The 15,897-nt window shown below is 41.1% G+C and carries 18 protein-coding genes; 8 read left to right on the top strand and 10 right to left on the bottom strand.

What is annotated here, in order from left to right; translation table 11 throughout:
• On the top strand, window positions 1-96 hold a 96-nt coding region (locus QM843_RS07650; RefSeq protein WP_195327149.1), incomplete at its 5' end, for an IS3 family transposase.
• Window positions 97-142: 46 nt separating this feature from the next.
• Here QM843_RS07650 and QM843_RS07645 read toward each other — a convergent pair.
• The 8 genes from QM843_RS07645 to yjbM all read right to left on the bottom strand — a co-directional run bounded on the left by QM843_RS07645 (window position 143) and on the right by yjbM (window position 7,806).
• The gene (locus QM843_RS07645) at window positions 143-952 is read right to left on the bottom strand and encodes an MBL fold metallo-hydrolase (protein ID WP_247949204.1); all 810 of its coding nucleotides are present in this window, start codon (window positions 950-952) and stop codon (window positions 143-145) included.
• 1 nt (window position 953) lies between these two features.
• On the bottom strand, window positions 954-2,303 hold the full coding sequence (vicK, locus tag QM843_RS07640) for a cell wall metabolism sensor histidine kinase VicK (RefSeq protein WP_414304656.1): 1,350 nt from the start codon (window positions 2,301-2,303) through the stop codon (window positions 954-956).
• On the bottom strand, window positions 2,296-3,003 hold the full coding sequence (yycF, locus tag QM843_RS07635; RefSeq protein ID WP_000722072.1) for a response regulator YycF: 708 nt from the start codon (window positions 3,001-3,003) through the stop codon (window positions 2,296-2,298). Before yycF ends, vicK begins: the two co-directional genes overlap by 8 nt.
• 55 nt (window positions 3,004-3,058) lie before the next feature.
• Window positions 3,059-4,234, bottom strand: a complete 1,176-nt coding sequence (mutY, locus tag QM843_RS07630; RefSeq protein WP_023947456.1) for an A/G-specific adenine glycosylase — start codon at window positions 4,232-4,234, stop codon at window positions 3,059-3,061.
• A 187-nt stretch (window positions 4,235-4,421) separates the two neighbouring features.
• Window positions 4,422-5,396 carry a phosphate acetyltransferase gene (gene pta, locus QM843_RS07625; protein WP_000451571.1) on the bottom strand — a complete coding sequence of 325 codons (975 nt, stop codon included), beginning with the start codon at window positions 5,394-5,396 and terminating at the stop codon, window positions 4,422-4,424.
• Window positions 5,397-5,439: 43 nt separating this feature from the next.
• The gene (locus QM843_RS07620; RefSeq protein WP_261104646.1) at window positions 5,440-6,336 is read right to left on the bottom strand and encodes an RluA family pseudouridine synthase; all 897 of its coding nucleotides are present in this window, start codon (window positions 6,334-6,336) and stop codon (window positions 5,440-5,442) included.
• Window positions 6,333-7,151, bottom strand: a complete 819-nt coding sequence (locus tag QM843_RS07615; protein WP_000799056.1) for an NAD kinase — start codon at window positions 7,149-7,151, stop codon at window positions 6,333-6,335. The genes QM843_RS07620 and QM843_RS07615 overlap by 4 nt, the downstream gene beginning before the upstream one ends.
• A complete protein-coding gene (gene yjbM / locus QM843_RS07610) occupies window positions 7,135-7,806 on the bottom strand; it encodes a GTP diphosphokinase (RefSeq protein ID WP_000171692.1) in 672 nt (223 codons plus the stop codon). The genes QM843_RS07615 and yjbM overlap by 17 nt, the downstream gene beginning before the upstream one ends.
• 128 nt (window positions 7,807-7,934) lie before the next feature.
• On the opposite strand from yjbM, the gene QM843_RS07605 reads away from it, so the two are divergent.
• From QM843_RS07605 to QM843_RS07575, 7 genes are all read left to right on the top strand, one after another.
• A complete protein-coding gene (locus tag QM843_RS07605) occupies window positions 7,935-8,504 on the top strand; it encodes a CYTH domain-containing protein (RefSeq protein WP_414304657.1) in 570 nt (189 codons plus the stop codon).
• A gap of 111 nt (window positions 8,505-8,615) precedes the next feature.
• Window positions 8,616-9,575: a ribose-phosphate diphosphokinase gene (locus QM843_RS07600; RefSeq protein ID WP_004254210.1), complete on the top strand. Its 960-nt coding sequence runs from the start codon at window positions 8,616-8,618 to the stop codon at window positions 9,573-9,575.
• Between the two features lie 9 nt (window positions 9,576-9,584).
• Complete coding sequence (locus QM843_RS07595; protein WP_414304658.1) at window positions 9,585-10,700, top strand: cysteine desulfurase family protein; 1,116 nt, start codon at window positions 9,585-9,587, stop codon at window positions 10,698-10,700.
• 4 nt (window positions 10,701-10,704) lie between these two features.
• The gene (locus QM843_RS07590) at window positions 10,705-11,052 is read left to right on the top strand and encodes a DUF1831 domain-containing protein (protein ID WP_000863540.1); all 348 of its coding nucleotides are present in this window, start codon (window positions 10,705-10,707) and stop codon (window positions 11,050-11,052) included.
• Between the two features lie 7 nt (window positions 11,053-11,059).
• Window positions 11,060-11,275, top strand: coding sequence for a DUF4649 family protein (locus tag QM843_RS07585; protein WP_024057589.1), 216 nt, complete (start codon window positions 11,060-11,062; stop codon window positions 11,273-11,275).
• Window positions 11,276-11,357: 82 nt separating this feature from the next.
• Window positions 11,358-11,999: a redox-sensing transcriptional repressor Rex gene (locus tag QM843_RS07580; protein WP_000653417.1), complete on the top strand. Its 642-nt coding sequence runs from the start codon at window positions 11,358-11,360 to the stop codon at window positions 11,997-11,999.
• Between the two features lie 17 nt (window positions 12,000-12,016).
• The gene (locus QM843_RS07575) at window positions 12,017-12,706 is read left to right on the top strand and encodes a gamma-glutamyl-gamma-aminobutyrate hydrolase family protein (RefSeq protein ID WP_414304659.1); all 690 of its coding nucleotides are present in this window, start codon (window positions 12,017-12,019) and stop codon (window positions 12,704-12,706) included.
• Here QM843_RS07575 and radC read toward each other — a convergent pair.
• Window positions 12,703-13,383: a RadC family protein gene (gene radC / locus QM843_RS07570; protein ID WP_212573810.1), complete on the bottom strand. Its 681-nt coding sequence runs from the start codon at window positions 13,381-13,383 to the stop codon at window positions 12,703-12,705. The genes QM843_RS07575 and radC overlap by 4 nt on opposite strands.
• Window positions 13,384-13,425: 42 nt before the next feature.
• The gene (pcrA, locus tag QM843_RS07565; protein ID WP_414304660.1) at window positions 13,426-15,717 is read right to left on the bottom strand and encodes a DNA helicase PcrA; all 2,292 of its coding nucleotides are present in this window, start codon (window positions 15,715-15,717) and stop codon (window positions 13,426-13,428) included.
• Between the last annotated feature and the right edge of the window lie 180 nt (window positions 15,718-15,897).

The raw sequence follows: 15,897 nt of genomic DNA, 5'->3' as shown, positions 1-15,897 counted from the left end.
ATTGTAGACTATATTGATTACTACAACAACAAACGAATTAAGGTAAAACTAAAAGGACTTAGCCCTGTACAATACAGAACTAAATCCTTTGCTTAAATTAATTGTCTAACTTTTTGGGGTCAGTACACCCTCGCCTTCTTTTTTATATATCTGTCAATGGTGTTGCGGTATCTGGTGAGGTATCATATACCTTAAAGTCTACTCCTACACCTAGATCAGCCTGTGCCAGCTGATTGACCATGGTCATGTGAGCCAGTTCCTTGATATTATTTTCCTTAGATAAATGTCCAAGGTAGATTTTCTTAGTGCGATTCCCAAGTGTCCGAATCATAGCTTCAGCACCGTCCTCGTTAGAAAGGTGACCCAGATCCGATAGGATTCGTTGTTTGAGTCGCCAAGCGTAAGAACCTGCTCGTAAAATCTCTACATCATGGTTGGACTCGATAAGATAGCCATCTGCATTCTCGACAATTCCTGCCATACGGTCACTCACATAACCTGTATCAGTCAGCATGACAAAACTCTTATCATCCTTCATAAAGCGATAGAACTGCGGTGCGACTGCATCATGGCTAACACCAAAACTCTCAATGTCGATATCTCCAAAGGTTTTGGTTTTGCCCATTTCAAAGATATGCTTTTGCGAAGAATCCACCTTGCCAAGATACTTGCTTTTTTCCATAGCCTGCCAGGTCTTTTCATTGGCATACAAATCCATACCATATTTTCGAGCCAACACACCAACTCCATGGATATGGTCTGAATGCTCATGCGTAATCAAGATAGCATCCAAATCTTCTGGTTTACGATTTATTTCAGCAAGTAGGCTGGTGATTTTCTTACCCGACAAGCCCGCATCCACTAAAAGTTTCTTTTTTGGGGTTTCCAGATAAAAGGAATTTCCACTGGAACCCGATGCTAAAATGCTGTATTTAAAGCCTGTTTCACTCATTCTAGTCTTCTACTTCGTCCTCCCATACTTCTTCTTTCACTGCATCCTTATCATAAGGGAGCACAATGGTGAAAGTTGATCCCTTACCGTATTCACTCTTGGCCCAAATAAAGCCCTTATGTTGTTTGATAATTTCTTTAGCAATAGACAGTCCCAGACCTGTTCCACCTTGGGCACGACTTCTAGCACGATCCACACGATAAAAACGGTCAAAAATACGTGGTAAATCTTGCTTAGGAATACCCAAACCTTGATCTGAGATGGATAAAATCATCTGATCATCAGTCGTCTTCATAGTCACTGTGATTTTCCCACCATCTGGCGAATACTTGATGGCATTGTTGAGAATATTATCAATCACCTGTGTCATCTTGTCTGTATCAATTTCAATCCAGACAGAGGTAATCGGATAATCTCTAACCAATTCATATTTCTTCTCTTCATCTGATCCCCTCATCTTATCAAAGCGGTTAAGGATAAAGGTAATAAAGGCAGTAAAGTTAATCAGTTCCACATCTAGGTGACTGGTCGCATTATCAATCCGTGAAAGATGGAGAAGATCTGTTACCATCCGCATCATACGGTTGGTTTCGTCTAGAGACACCTTGATAAAGTCTGGAGCGACAGGTTCTGACAAGGCCCCCTCATCCAAGGCTTCAAGATAGGATTTTACACTAGTCAGAGGCGTCCGTAACTCATGACTAACGTTGGAAACAAAGAGTCTCCGTTCGCGCTCCTCCTTCTCCTGCTCCGTCGTATCGTGTAAAACAGCAACCAAACCAGAAATAAAGCCAGACTCACGACGAACCAAGGCAAAACGTACACGAAGGCTCAGATATTCACCATTGTCATCCTGAGAATCAATCATAAGCTCAGGCACTTGGGTAATCAAATCACGAAGTTCATACTCATCTTCAATCTGAAGCAATTCTAGAATACTTTTATTGAGAACCTCTTCCTTCTGAACACCTAGCTGTTTCTTAGCCATGTCATTAATCATAGTAATCTTGCCACGACGATTGGTCGCAAGGACTCCGTCTGTCATGTATGAGAGGATACTATTCAATCGTTTACTCTCTTGTTCCAGATTTTCTTGGGTCAAACGGGTTACTTCTGATAAATCATTGAGATTATTGGTAATATTAGTGATTTCAGAGCTTCCCTGCATATCCAATACCTGAGAATAATCTCCTGCAATCAAGTCTTTAACTTTTTGATTAATTTGCTTCAACCGAATATTATCTCGCCGATTTTCTAGCAAAAGCAAGGTAACAATCAAGATAAAACCCAATAAAATTAAAATGAAGATAAAATCACTAGTAAGAATATTTTTTCTAATCAATTCAATCATTATTTCTCATATAATAACCAACACCACGACGTGTTAGGATATACTCTGGACGACTAGGTGTATCTTCAATCTTCTCACGCAAACGTCTGATAGTTACGTCAACAGTCCGAACATCTCCGAAATAATCATACCCCCAGACCGTTTCAAGCAAGTGTTCACGGGTAATCACTTGACCAATATGAGAAGCCAAGTGGTACAAAAGTTCAAATTCACGGTGGGTCAAGTCTAGTTCTTCACCATATTTTTTAGCCACATAGGCATCTGGTACAATCTCCAAGTCCCCAATTTGCAAAGGTTGGGTTTTCTTTTCATCTGACTCTTGATTATCTACAGAAACCAAGTCCGTACGACGAAGAAGAGCTTTAACACGCGCCTGCAACTCACGATTTGAGAAGGGTTTTGTCACATAGTCATCCGCTCCAAGCTCCAAACCAATAACCTTATCAAATTCGCTGTCTTTAGCTGACAGCATGATAATAGGAACACTACTCGTCTTACGAATAGTCTTTGCAACTTCTAAACCATCAATTTCGGGAAGCATCAAATCCAGAATAATAATATCTGGTTGCTCTGCTTCAAATTGTTCTAGTGCTTCACGACCATTAAAAGCAGTTACAACCTCGTAACCTTCCTTGGTCATATTAAACTTGATAATATCCGAGATTGGTTTTTCATCATCTACAATTAATATTTTTTTCATTTGTTCACCTTTTTCTCTACTATTATATCAAAAAAATAAAAAGAAGACACAATAGCTAGTCTTTACTACTGTCTAAGTTGGCTTGTGCATAAGCCTGCCAGATTTTTTGTTGGGGTTTGGCAAGTGGGTAATTCTTAAACTCTTCTGGTGAAAGCCAGCGAACTTCCCTATCTGGAAAGTCATTGTAGTCACTCACCTGACCTGCTACAATTTGAACATGCCACTTACGATGACTAAAGATATGCTTGACAGTCTCAAAATAAATATCAAGCCAATCAACATCTAGGTCATAGTCCTGCTGGAAACTCTCTTCTGGACTGGGACCAAAGTTCACGCTTTCTTCTGCAACCTGATGAAAGAGGTCAAACTGCTCTCCTTGCGAAAAGTTATCAACTTCTATCAAGGGGAAATGCCAAAAACCTGCCAATAGCTTTTCACTTTCATTTTTTTCAAGTAAAAATTGTCCCTGAGTATTTTTGACCACCAAGGCTTTAAGATAAATTGGAACAGGCTTTTTCTTGGGAGCCTTAATTGGATAACGGTCCATTGTGCCATTCTGATATGCCGCACTAAAGTCCTTAACTGGGCTTTCTTCTGGTCTGGGATTTACAGGCGCCTCAATATCAGATCCTAAGTCCATCAAAGCTTGATTAAAGTCACCAGGCCTTTCTGGGTCAATCAAGATTTCCATCATTGCCTGAAAAATTTTACGATTACTTGGAATCCCAATATCGTGATTAACTTCAAATAGACGTGCCAAAACACGCATGACATTACCATCTACAGCTGGCTCAGGCAAGTTAAAAGCAATACTGGAAATGGCTCCTGCAGTGTAAGGTCCAATTCCTTTCAAGCTGGAAATTCCTTCATAGGTGTTTGGAAATTGACCACCAAAATCAGTCATAATCTGCTGGGCTGCAGCCTGTAAATTACGAACTCGAGAATAATAACCCAAACCTTCCCAAGCCTTCAACAAACGCTCTTCAGGCGCATTCGCCAAACTTTCTACTGTTGGAAACCAGTCCAAGAATCGTTCGTAATAAGGGATAACCGTATCCACCCTAGTTTGCTGGAGCATAATTTCAGACACCCAGATATGATAAGGATTTTTACTTCTACGCCACGGTAAATCTCTTTTGTTTTCATCATACCAAGCGAGAAGTTTCTCACGGAAAGAAATGATCTTCTCCTCCGGCCACATGACGATACCGTATTCTTTCAAATCTAACATATCTCTAGTATAACACAGAAGATTCTAACTGTCCTTTTCCTAGTATTAGTACTCTTCGAAAATCTCTTCAAACCACGTCAACGTCGCCTTGCCGTACTCAAGTACAGCCTGCGGCTAGTTTCCTAGTTTGCTCTTTGATTTTCATTGAGTATAAAAAGCCTCTTCCCAAAGGAAAGAGGACTAAATCTTATTGATGAACAGCTTGGGCTGCTGTGATAAGGGTCAACTTGTAAACATCATCTGCATTACATCCACGAGAAAGGTCGTTAACTGGCTTGTTCAAACCTTGCAAAACAGGTCCTACAGCCGCAAAGCCACCAAGGCGTTCTGCCATCTTGTAACCGATATTTCCTGCCTCGATACCTGGGAAGATGAAGACATTTGCTTGACCAGCTACCGTACTTCCAGGAGCTTTCAGAGCTGCAGTTTCAGGAACAAAGGCTGCATCAAATTGCAATTCCCCATCTATTTCAAGGTCAGGACGCAAGTCGTGAGCAATTTTAGTTGCTTCTACAACCTTATCAACACTTTCACCAAAACCTGAACCCTTAGTAGAATAGCTTAGCATAGCAATTTTAGGCTCGATTCCAAACATCTTAGCTGTAATTGCTGAGTTGATTGCAATTTCAGCCAAGGCTTCAGCGTCTGGATTGATATTGATGGCACAGTCCCCAAAGAGGTAACGCTCCGTACCACGAACCATGAGGAAGGCACCTGAAGTACGAGTTACATTTGGACGAGTTTTGATGATTTGAAGAGCTGGACGAACTGTTGAAGCTGTTGAGTGAATCGCTCCTGACACCATTCCATCAACCAAGCCCAAGTAAACCAACATAACACCAAAATAGTTGACATCTTCAACCAAAACCTTGCGTGCATCTTCTTCAGACATTTTGCCCTTGCGACGCTCCACTAAAGCAGCAACCATTTCTTCAAATTTATCGTAGTGTTGAGGGTCGATGACTTCATAACCGTCCTCAATACCTTCGATTTCAAGATAAATTTTAATTTTTTCAGGATTTCCAAGCAAAACAGGAATCACTTCTGTTTCTTTTACCAGGCGTTTAGTCGCTTGAAGAATACGAGGTTCTTCCCCTTCAGGGAGAACGATACGAGCATTTTTACCAACCAAGTTGGCTTTGAGACTTTCAAAAACTTCCATGAGTTTTCTCCTTTAAGATAATAATTATACTCTGAAATAGTTTTTATAGAGTATTAGTTGATAACTGAGTAATAAGGTTGCTAAAATCATCCGGCAAGGGACTTTCTAACTGCAAGTCTTGCTCTAGAAAAGGATGATAAAAAGATAGGTAATGGCAATGCAGGGCCTGACGTTGGATGCCGTCGTCCAGACTACCACCGTACAAATCATCTCCCAATAAAGGAAAACCAATATGAGAAAAATGGACTCGGATTTGGTGGGTTCGACCAGTGTGCAGGCGAATGTCTACCAAATGAATATTCCCATAAGATGCTACAATCTTGTAAGAAGTATGAGCATACTTTCCACCTTTAGCTACGCGTCTGATAATAATAGAGTCTTCATCACGCGCAATCGGAGCAATAATTTCACCCTTTGATTCCAAATATCCATCACCTTTAACCAAGGCAAAGTAGCGTTTCTCGATAGATTTCTTCTGCAACTGCTTGTCTAATCGTGCATGGGCATAGCCGTGCTTAGCAAAGAGCATCAAGCCAGAAGTGTCCCTATCGAGCCTAGTCACAATGTGAACCTGCTGATTTTCATAGTTTTTCTTGACGTAGTAACCCTTGATAAAATTGGCAATGGTATTGGAGTGATTGACACTAGGAATAGAAGCCACTCCATAGGGTTTGTTTAAGACTAGAAAATGGTCATCCTCATAGAGAATGTCTAATGGTCTCTCGATAGCTTCTAGAGTTTCAAAGCCTTCCTCAGCAGGAATATCAATGGTAACGTGGTCTCCAATATCCAATAGATACGTTGCATTTTGTGGTTGATCATTGACCAGAATAGCTCCGCCTCGAAACTTAATCTTGGCTAGTAGCCCCTTAGAAACCTCGTGCTTTTTTAAGAAGGTCTTAACCTTGACATGCTCATCTGCGATAAATTCAAACCTCATTCATCCACCTCGCCGATAAAAGCGTCCTTAACACGATTCCAGAAACTGGTATGGCTCGGTGATGCGACAAAGTGAATCTTATGATGGTCGATTTGATACTCAATACGCTCAATATTACGGAAAGAATAAACGCTATTGTCAACCGAAATGGTATGGTAATCGTTTCTCGTTGGAATGAGTTCAATCTTATCCTTCTTAGGAACAATAATAGATGAACCCAAGGTTCGATAGACACGATTATTAAGACTAGCAATTTCCGTTAATTGCAAAGCTTCAATGGTAGGGTGTAAAACAGCTCCACCAAGTGATTTGTTATAGGCTGTACTACCAGTCGGTGTCGAAACTGTTAGCCCATCTCCACGAAAACGTTCAAAGTGGACACCGTTAATCACAACATCCGCCACCATGGTTCGATCAGACCTGCGGATGCTGGCTTCATTTAATGCTCTGAAAATCTTCACTTCACCATTTTCAAGAAAGACCTTCACATTTAGAACAGGGTAAGAGACTCTTGCTCCGGTATCTAGCTGCAAATTAGTCACTAGCTTATCCAACTCAAAATCACGGTAGTCCGTATAGAAGCCCAAATGTCCAGTGTGAACACCAATGAAGCGGACCTTGTCAAGCTGGTTTTCGTACTTATGAAAGGCCGACAAGAGCATACCATCCCCACCGATGGAAATAACGATATCTGGATTGGTATCATTGAGTATAAACTGATTTCTCTTCAAACGATCTCGCAATTCATACAAAACCCTTTGACTCTGCGGTTTTCTATTAGCTATCAGGTCAATTCTTTTACCTGTATTCTTCATCTGTATCGTCACTGTTTCCTACACCATCATTTAATTTTCTACTCAAAGGATCAAAAAGTGCCTGGGCTTCCTGGATATCATCTCGAATTTTACCCATTTCTTCATCCAACTGATGAGCAATCTTGGCTGTAATTTCCAGTCGCTTCTTTATCTCCTCTGGGAAATCCCCTTGGTACTTGTAGTTGAGAGAATGTTCTATCGTTGCCCAGAAATTCATGGCCAAGGTACGTATTTGAATTTCCGCCAAAATGGTTTTAGCACCATTGATAGTGTCAACCGTATATTCTACTACCACATGATAGGAACGATAGCCTGATGCTTTTCGATGAGTAATGTAATCTCGCTCCTGTATGATCCGCATATCCTGACGCTTGCGCAAAATCTCCACTACTTCCTTGACGTCATCTACAAACTGAACCATCACACGCAAACCAGCAATATCTTGCAAATCGTGCTCTAAGGTCGCATAAGTAATGCCACGCCGAGCCATTTTTTCCCTGATGCTCTCAATTGGCTTGACTCGGCCAGTCACAAACTCAATCGGAGAATGCCTATTTTGCTTACGATATTGCTTCCGAATACCACGTAGTTTAATCTTTAACTCACCAACAGCTTGAATGTAAGGATCTAGAAATTCTTCCCATTCTAAGGTCATATATTCTCCCTTGTTCTCATATTATCCTTCAAAAATATCTTTGATTTTTTCTCCAGATTCATATACAATAAATACAATGCTTATTATACCATAAATCCGCTTTCAACGATAAAGAAAAGGTAAGAAAAATGAAACATTTAGAAATTGAATTGAAAACACTCTTGAAAAAAGATGAATATGATCGTCTAAAAGACCAGTTCACAGGTGTCACTCCTGTTCTTCAAAAAAATTACTACATAGACACGCCTGATTTTGAACTGAGAGAAAAGAAAGTTGCTATGCGCATTCGAACCTTTGAAGACTGGGCAGAATTGACACTCAAAGTCCCGCAAAGTGTTGGAAACATGGAATACAACCAAAAATTGCAACTAAAAGATGCTGAAAACTATCTGATCAAGGAAGAACTTCCTCAGGGGCTGGTTCTTGATGAATTAGCTAAACATGGTATCCAGAGCAAGAACTGGCAGGTGCTCGGTTGTCTAACAACGCTTCGCTATGAAATGCAAACAGCTATTGGTCTCATGGCGCTGGATGAAAGTCAGTACTTTGATATGACAGATTACGAATTAGAGCTTGAAGTTGAAAATCACGAGCAAGGGAAACAAGATTTCCAGCAATTTTTAGAGGAAAATCAGATTGCTTATCAAAAAGCTCCCTCAAAATTGGTTCGATTTGTCAAAAGCATGAAAAATAGCTGAAATAATCTCTATTTTTTGGTAAAATAGAAAAGATAAAATACAAAAATCCCAGTTCGTATAGGCTAGGCAGATAGGACTAGGATTTAAAAAGTTTACAGAGGACGGTCTATAATGTCAGATAGAAAAAACATGAAACTTTTCGCACTCAACTCTAACCAAGAGATTGCACAGAAAATTGCTCAAGCTGTTGGTGTCCCACTTGGAAAACTATCATCACGTCAATTTTCAGACGGAGAAATTCAAGTAAATATTGAAGAAAGTGTCCGTGGTTATGATGTGTACATCATCCAATCAACAAGTTTCCCTGTTAACAACCACCTAATGGAATTGTTAATCATGGTCGACGCTTGTGTACGTGCAAGTGCCCACAGTATCAACGTTGTCCTTCCATATTTTGGCTATGCACGTCAAGACCGCATCGCTTCACCTCGTGAGCCACTTACAGCGAAACTAGTTGCCAATATGCTAGTTAAGGCTGGTGTCGATCGTATCCTTACGCTTGATTTGCATGCCGTTCAGGTTCAAGGATTCTTTGATATTCCTGTCGATAACCTTTTCACAGTTCCCCTATTTGCAAAACATTATTGCGATAAGGGCTTACTTGGCTCAGATGTTGTTGTTGTTAGCCCTAAAAATTCAGGTGTGAAACGCGCTCGTAGTTTGGCTGAATATCTTGATGCTCCTATCGCCATTATCGACTACCCACAAGACGATGCAACTCGCAACGAAGGATATATTATCGGTGATGTTGAAGGTAAGAAAGCTATCTTGATTGACGATATTTTAAATACAGGACGCACCTTCTCTGAAGCTGCTAAAATCGTTGAACGTGAAGGAGCTACAGAAATTTATGCTGTTTCTAGCCATGGTCTCTTCGTTGAAGGTGCTGCTGAACTTCTTGATAATACTAAGATTAAAGAAATTCTTGTGACTGATTCAGTAGCAACAAAAGAAAAAACTCCTAAAAACGTATGCTACATCACTGCTAGTGAGTTAATTGGTGATGCTATCGTCCGTATCCACGAAAGAAAACCAGTCAGCCCACTCTTTGCCTACAATAAAAAGAAATAAGGTGATTCTTTGATTTATTTGGACAATGCTGCAACGACTCCCATGTCAGCAGTTGCTATCTCAGCTATGACCAAGGTTATGCAAGAAACTCATGGCAATCCATCTAGTATTCATGGTCATGGTCGTCAAGCTGGTAAACTCTTGCGAGAAGCCCGTCAGGAACTAGCCCAGTTACTGGGGACAAAACCTCAACATATTTTTTTCACTTCTGGTGGGACTGAAGGTAACAATACTGCTATCATTGGTTACTGCCTTCGTCATCAAGAACAAGGAAAACATATCATCACAACTGCCATTGAGCACCATGCCGTCCTTGAAACTATTGATTACTTGGTTCAACACTTTGGGTTTGAAGCAACCATTATCCAGCCAGAAAATCAAGAAATCACCGCCCAACAAATTCAAAGGGCTTTACGTGACGATACGATTTTGGTTTCTACCATGTTTGCCAATAACGAGACAGGAAACCTACTGCCCATTGCTGAAATTGGCCAAATACTCAAGCAACACCCTGCTGCTTATCATGTTGATGCAGTTCAAGCAATCGGCAAAATCCCTATTCACCCAGAAGAATTGGGCATTGATTTTCTCACTGCTTCAGCCCATAAATTCCATGGTCCTAAGGGAATCGGCTTCCTCTACGCATCTAGCATGGACTTTGATTCCTATCTCCATGGTGGAGACCAAGAACAGAAAAAACGTGCTGGAACTGAAAATCTAGCTGCCATCGTAGGCATGGTTGCAGCCCTAAAAGAAGACCTAGAAAAACAAGAAGAACATTTCCAACATGTACAAAATCTAGAAACTGCCTTTCTGGCAGAGCTAGAGGGCATTCAATATTACTTGAATATAGGCGAACACCATCTCTCTTATGTTCTCAATATTGGATTTCCTGGCCAGAAAAATGACCTCTTACTCCTTCGTCTAGATTTAGCTGGAATTTCAATCTCTACTGGCTCAGCCTGCACTGCGGGCATTGTCCAATCCAGCCATGTTCTCGAAGCCATGTATGGCGCAAATTCAGAACGCTTGAAGGAATCCGTTCGTATCAGTTTATCGCCACAAAATACTGTTGAAGACCTACAAACCCTCGCAAAAACCTTAAAAGAAATTATCGGAGGTTAGCCATATGGCATTTGAAAAAACCATTCAGTTAAAAAATTGTCGTTACGACTACACTCTTAGCCCTTCTGTTAAAAAATTCACCCTTAAGGACAACACCTTTTTTGAGACTAAGGTTGGTAACTATGAATTGACTCGCCTTTTGGAAAAAGTTCCGAACAGCGGTGAGGGATTCCAACTCAAAATCATCATTAACAAGGAACTTACAGGGGCTAAAATCAATATCACTGACAAGTTTGGCCTTCGTCTAGTTGATATTTTCAAATCAGAAGACCACCACATTCATCAGGAAAAATTCTACTTCCTCATGGATAGCTTGGTAGAACGTGGTGTCTTTACAAAATCGGAAAGATAGGTCCTATATGTTTGAACTGACCTATAAAGACAGCTATCATGTAGAGCGCACTCTCAAGTATGAGGATTACGAGGCTCTCATGCTGGCTCTGTCAGGATGTGTGACTCTGCCAGATACACTTTATGTGACTTCTCTGACTTTTAAGGGCCAGAAAGTTTATCAGGGTCTGGTCGGAGACCTCTACCGTTTTCTATCACATGCAGATTTTTTACATCAAAACTAAGATTTTTCTTAGTTTTTTCTTGTTTTTGTTGATTTTTTCACAATGTTTCTATAAAATAGAAGAATAGAAAGGTTGTGATTTTGTGAAGGATAAACAGTCTGCTATTCCAAAAGCTACAGCGAAAAGACTCTCTCTCTACTATCGAATTTTTAAGAGATTTCATGCAGAAAAGATTGAACGTGCCAACTCTAAACAAATTGCAGAGGCCATTGGAATTGATTCAGCGACCGTACGTCGTGATTTTTCCTATTTTGGTGAACTGGGTCGGCGTGGTTTTGGCTATGATGTCAAAAAACTGATGACATTTTTTGCCGATTTGCTCAATGACAACTCTATTACCAATGTCATGCTGGTAGGTATTGGAAATATGGGCCATGCCCTTCTTCACTACCGCTTCCACGAGCGTAACAAGATGAAAATTATCATGGCCTTTGACCTAGATGACCATCCCGAAGTCGGTACCCAAACTCCTGATGGAATTCCCATTTACGGGATTTCTCAAATCAAGGATAAAATCAAGGATGCTGATGTCAAGACTGCTATCCTGACCGTTCCCAGCGTCAAGTCACAAGAGGTTGCCAATCTCTTGGTGGATGCTGGCGTGAAAGGAATTCTCAGTTTTTCACCAGTCCATCTGCATTTACCAAAAGACGTGGTCGTTCAGTATGTCGATTTGACAAGTGAACTCCAAACCCTCCTCTACTTCATGCGAAAAGAGGATTAGAAAGCGAAAATCATTTTATGAAAAAACCAGTTATAGGGATTACAGGAAACGAAAAAACTCATCCAGATGATGACATCATGATGAGCTACGCAGCAAAAGGCTTTGTTGAAGGCGTTAAAGACGCTGGAGGGATTCCCATCATCCTACCGATTGGTGATCAAGAAATGGCCTGCCACTATATCAGTATGATTGACAAGCTCATCTTGACAGGTGGGCAAAATGTTGATCCAAAATTCTATGGTGAACCAAAAACCATCGATAGCGATGACTACCACCTTCAAAGAGACATCTTCGAACTGGCCCTCATCAAGGAAGCTATTAAACAGAAAAAGCCCATTTTCTCTGTCTGCCGTGGTACCCAACTCTTTAACGTTGCCATGGGTGGAACTTTGTATCAAGATATCGAAGATCACTGGCAGGATTGTTCCGCAGAGTACACAACCCAACGCTTGGTGACAGAACCTGATACTGTTCTTCGAGAAATCTATGGAGAAATCTCCCATATCAACTCCTTCCACCATCAGAGTATTAAAGATTTAGCTCCCAACTTAAAGATTGCAGCTCATGATCCTAAGGATGGTATCATTGAAGCTGTCATGAGTACGGATGATGTTGCCTTTATCGGTGTCCAATGGCATCCAGAGTTTCTATTTGAAAATCGTCCCAAAGATAAAAACCTCTTTGACTATGTCGTTAATGAACTTTAGATTAAATCTGTCTTTTCACGATAGCTAAAATAACTGGAGTGAGAGACAATCAAATGGTCCAAGAGGACAATTCCCATCAGGTCGCAGGCTTCTTTAACAAGTTTAGTGACATGATCATCATTTCGGCTAGGGGCTACCGCTCCCGAAGGATGATTATGAACCAATATGAGTGAAGTCGCCATATGCTTGATAGCATAGTGAAGAATCTCACGTGGTTCAGCAATACTACGAGTTGCAGAACCGATAAAAATGGTCTGTTGATGGATGATTTGATTTTGAGTATTGAGATAGAGCGCCACCAGGTGCTCTTGTTTTTTGTCCCCTAATTCCTGTTGCATCTTCTTGGCCAACTTTTGACTGCTGAGAATACTTTCCATCTCAAGGGTCTCATGCTTGTGAATACGATGCCCCAGTTCAATCATAGCTTGTAACTCTATGGCCTTAACACGGCCGATACCAGATAGACTCTGCAATTCCTGCAGGGTCATTTTTTTCAAATCTGTTAGGCTTGAAAGATTGCTTAAGACTTTCTGGGCAATTTCAAAAACGCTAGCTTGACGTGTTCCTGTCCTGAGTAAAATAGCTAGCAACTCTTGATTACTGAGCGCTTCTACTCCTTCTTTAGCCAGTCTTTCTCTTGGCAATAATGAATCTTCTTGGAATGAAATACTGTACATAAAAATCCTCCTCACTTTATTATTCGTGAGAAGGATGGAAAATTAGATTTTTTTCTCAATTGGGGCTACACTAGCTAAAAGTTTTTTCAAACCTACTTCTGGGAAATTGATTTTTAATTCCTGCGTAGCACCGCTACCTGAAACTTCCAGAACGGTTCCCTCTCCCCATTTCTTGTGTAGAGCAATGTCACCAATAGACCAATTTGCCTCACTAGACACGGATTTTGCGCCAGCTGTAAATTGACCAAATGGGAGACCGCTTGACTGGATAGTTTTTGGAGCAGCACTGCGTTTACGGTCTTGGAGTGCCTGCGCCAAACTCATACCTTGACCGAAGGCAAGACCACCACTGCTATAAGATGCCTTAAAGCTTGTATTTGCTGGACGAGCCAGACCTTGATACTCAAGCAAGTCTGAACTGATTTCGTTAATAAAACGAGTGGGACGATTGTAGTTGGTACGACCAAAAAGCAGGCGTGAGTTGGCATTGGTCAGATAGAGAATTTTCTCTGCACGCGTAATTCCTACATAGGCCAGACGGCGTTCTTCTTCCAATTCATCTTGATCTTCAGCCGCACGGCTAAGCGGAAAGACATTTTCTTCCATCCCAATCAAAAAGACAACTGGAAACTCGAGACCTTTGGCAGCATGCAGGGTCATCAAGGTCACTTCTGATGTCTCCTGACTACCTGAATCTGTGTCCGCAATCAAGGCCAAGTCATTTAAGAAACGACTCAGTTTGTCCAGACCAGTTTCTTCTTCTAGCCCATCAGAGGTGTCATCAAAGTTTTTTGTCACAGAAAGGAACTCTTCGATATTTTCAACCCGAGCCTTGCTTTCTAGAGTTGCTTGGGCATTAAGAATATCAACGTAACCTGTTTTTTCTAGAATAGCCTCAACCAACTCTGTAATAGTTAATTGGTCCAGTTGCTCCCGCAAATCCAGAATCATATTGGCAAAATCCCAGATAGACTGAGCTGCCTTACCCTTGATGCCAGACAACATAATATTTGCTGAAGCATCCAGCATAGACATGTCTTGCATATTCGCAAAGTCACGGATTTTCTCAACTGTACCTGGCCCAATTCCACGTTTCGGTTCGTTGATAATACGCTCAAAACTTATATTGTCACTCAAATTAGCAATGAGGTTGAGATAAGCGATAATATCGCGAATTTCCTTACGGCTGTAGAACTTGGTTCCACCAACCATGGTATAAGGGATATTTGACTTGAGCAAGGCTTCCTCAATAGTACGGGACTGCGCATTAGTCCGATAGAGAACTGCAAAATGCTTGTGAAGGAAGTTTTGACTGCGACTAAGTTCATCGATGGTTCTGGCTACAAATACAGCCTCATCCAGCTCATCATCGGCACGATAGTAAACGATTTGTTCCCCATCAGCGTTTTGGGTCCAGAGATTCTTAGGACGGCGATTTTTATTGTTTTTAATGACCTCGTTGGCCGCTTGGAGAATGGTTTTAGTTGAGCGGTAATTCTCCTCCAACAAAACAACCTTGGCTTGGGGATAATCCTTTTCGAAGTCCAAGATATTCTGCATATCAGCACCACGCCAGCCGTAGATAGACTGATCCGCATCCCCAACCACACAGATGTTTTTAAAGCGCGAAGCCAAGAGTTTGACCAATTGGTACTGAGCGTGGTTGGTATCTTGGTACTCATCAACATGGATATACTGAAATTTCTGCTGGTAGTAGGTCAAGACATCAGGATTTTGATCAAAGAGACGCAAGGTCAGCATAATCAAATCATCAAAGTCAACCGACTCCGACTGACGCAGTTCTTTCTGATAGGCTGTATAACACTGGGCCACAATTTGCGTGTACATATCTCCAGCTTGGGCAGCATAGGCAACATCATCAATCAGATCATTCTTAGCATTGGAAATGGTTCCCAAAATCGTTCGTTCATTCCATTTTTTAGGATCCAAGTTCAACTGCTTGAGAATGCGTTTCATGAGCGTTCGCTGTTCACCAGGATCTACAATAGTGAAATTGCGGTTGTAGCCAATATGGTCCGCATCGCGACGCAAAATACGCACACACATGGAGTGGAAGGTCGCAATCAGACAGTCCTGAGTGGCTGGATTAAGGTTATAAGCACGTTCCTTCATCTCACGCGCAGCCTTATTAGTAAAAGTAATGGCCAAGATATTCCACGGATTGACCATCTTTTCATCAATCAAATAAGCGATACGGTGGGTTAAAACACGGGTCTTTCCAGAACCAGCCCCTGCCATGATCAACAAGGGACCTTCTGTCGTTTGTACCGCCTCAGCCTGACGGTCATTCATTCCATTTAATAATGCGTTCATCTTCTCTTCCTTACTCTTGAAGTCAATATTTCTATTATATCAGAATTCAAGGAAAATATCTTTACCTAGACTAGTTACGTCTAGAAGGCAACTCTATCATCATCTGAAGACAAGGCCTTATATCTAGATAAAAAATGAGCTTGGATTACAATTTCCAAACTCATTTATTACTCAATGAAA

Origin of the sequence: Streptococcus mitis, assembly GCF_047463435.1 — a bacterium.
GTDB lineage: Bacteria > Bacillota > Bacilli > Lactobacillales > Streptococcaceae > Streptococcus > Streptococcus mitis_DS.
The sequence above is the reverse complement of the archived record's forward strand: the minus strand, read 5'-3'. Positions and strand labels throughout refer to the sequence as shown.

What these genes read in the sequence shown, in the direction of transcription:
- QM843_RS07585 (WP_024057589.1), top strand. Translation starts at nt 11,060, where the DNA reads ATGTTTGAACTGACCTATAAAGACAGCTATCATGTAGAGCGCACTCTC.
- yycF (WP_000722072.1), bottom strand. Translation starts at nt 3,003, where the DNA reads ATGAAAAAAATATTAATTGTAGATGATGAAAAACCAATCTCGGATATT.
- QM843_RS07605 (WP_414304657.1), top strand. Translation starts at nt 7,935, where the DNA reads ATGAAACATTTAGAAATTGAATTGAAAACACTCTTGAAAAAAGATGAA.
- QM843_RS07590 (WP_000863540.1), top strand. Translation starts at nt 10,705, where the DNA reads ATGGCATTTGAAAAAACCATTCAGTTAAAAAATTGTCGTTACGACTAC.
- radC (WP_212573810.1), bottom strand. Translation starts at nt 13,383, where the DNA reads ATGTACAGTATTTCATTCCAAGAAGATTCATTATTGCCAAGAGAAAGA.
- QM843_RS07600 (WP_004254210.1), top strand. Translation starts at nt 8,616, where the DNA reads ATGTCAGATAGAAAAAACATGAAACTTTTCGCACTCAACTCTAACCAA.
- vicK (WP_414304656.1), bottom strand. Translation starts at nt 2,303, where the DNA reads ATGATTGAATTGATTAGAAAAAATATTCTTACTAGTGATTTTATCTTC.
- QM843_RS07615 (WP_000799056.1), bottom strand. Translation starts at nt 7,151, where the DNA reads ATGAAGAATACAGGTAAAAGAATTGACCTGATAGCTAATAGAAAACCG.
- QM843_RS07645 (WP_247949204.1), bottom strand. Translation starts at nt 952, where the DNA reads ATGAGTGAAACAGGCTTTAAATACAGCATTTTAGCATCGGGTTCCAGT.
- QM843_RS07575 (WP_414304659.1), top strand. Translation starts at nt 12,017, where the DNA reads ATGAAAAAACCAGTTATAGGGATTACAGGAAACGAAAAAACTCATCCA.
- pcrA (WP_414304660.1), bottom strand. Translation starts at nt 15,717, where the DNA reads ATGAACGCATTATTAAATGGAATGAATGACCGTCAGGCTGAGGCGGTA.
- yjbM (WP_000171692.1), bottom strand. Translation starts at nt 7,806, where the DNA reads ATGACCTTAGAATGGGAAGAATTTCTAGATCCTTACATTCAAGCTGTT.
- pta (WP_000451571.1), bottom strand. Translation starts at nt 5,396, where the DNA reads ATGGAAGTTTTTGAAAGTCTCAAAGCCAACTTGGTTGGTAAAAATGCT.
- mutY (WP_023947456.1), bottom strand. Translation starts at nt 4,234, where the DNA reads ATGTTAGATTTGAAAGAATACGGTATCGTCATGTGGCCGGAGGAGAAG.
- QM843_RS07620 (WP_261104646.1), bottom strand. Translation starts at nt 6,336, where the DNA reads ATGAGGTTTGAATTTATCGCAGATGAGCATGTCAAGGTTAAGACCTTC.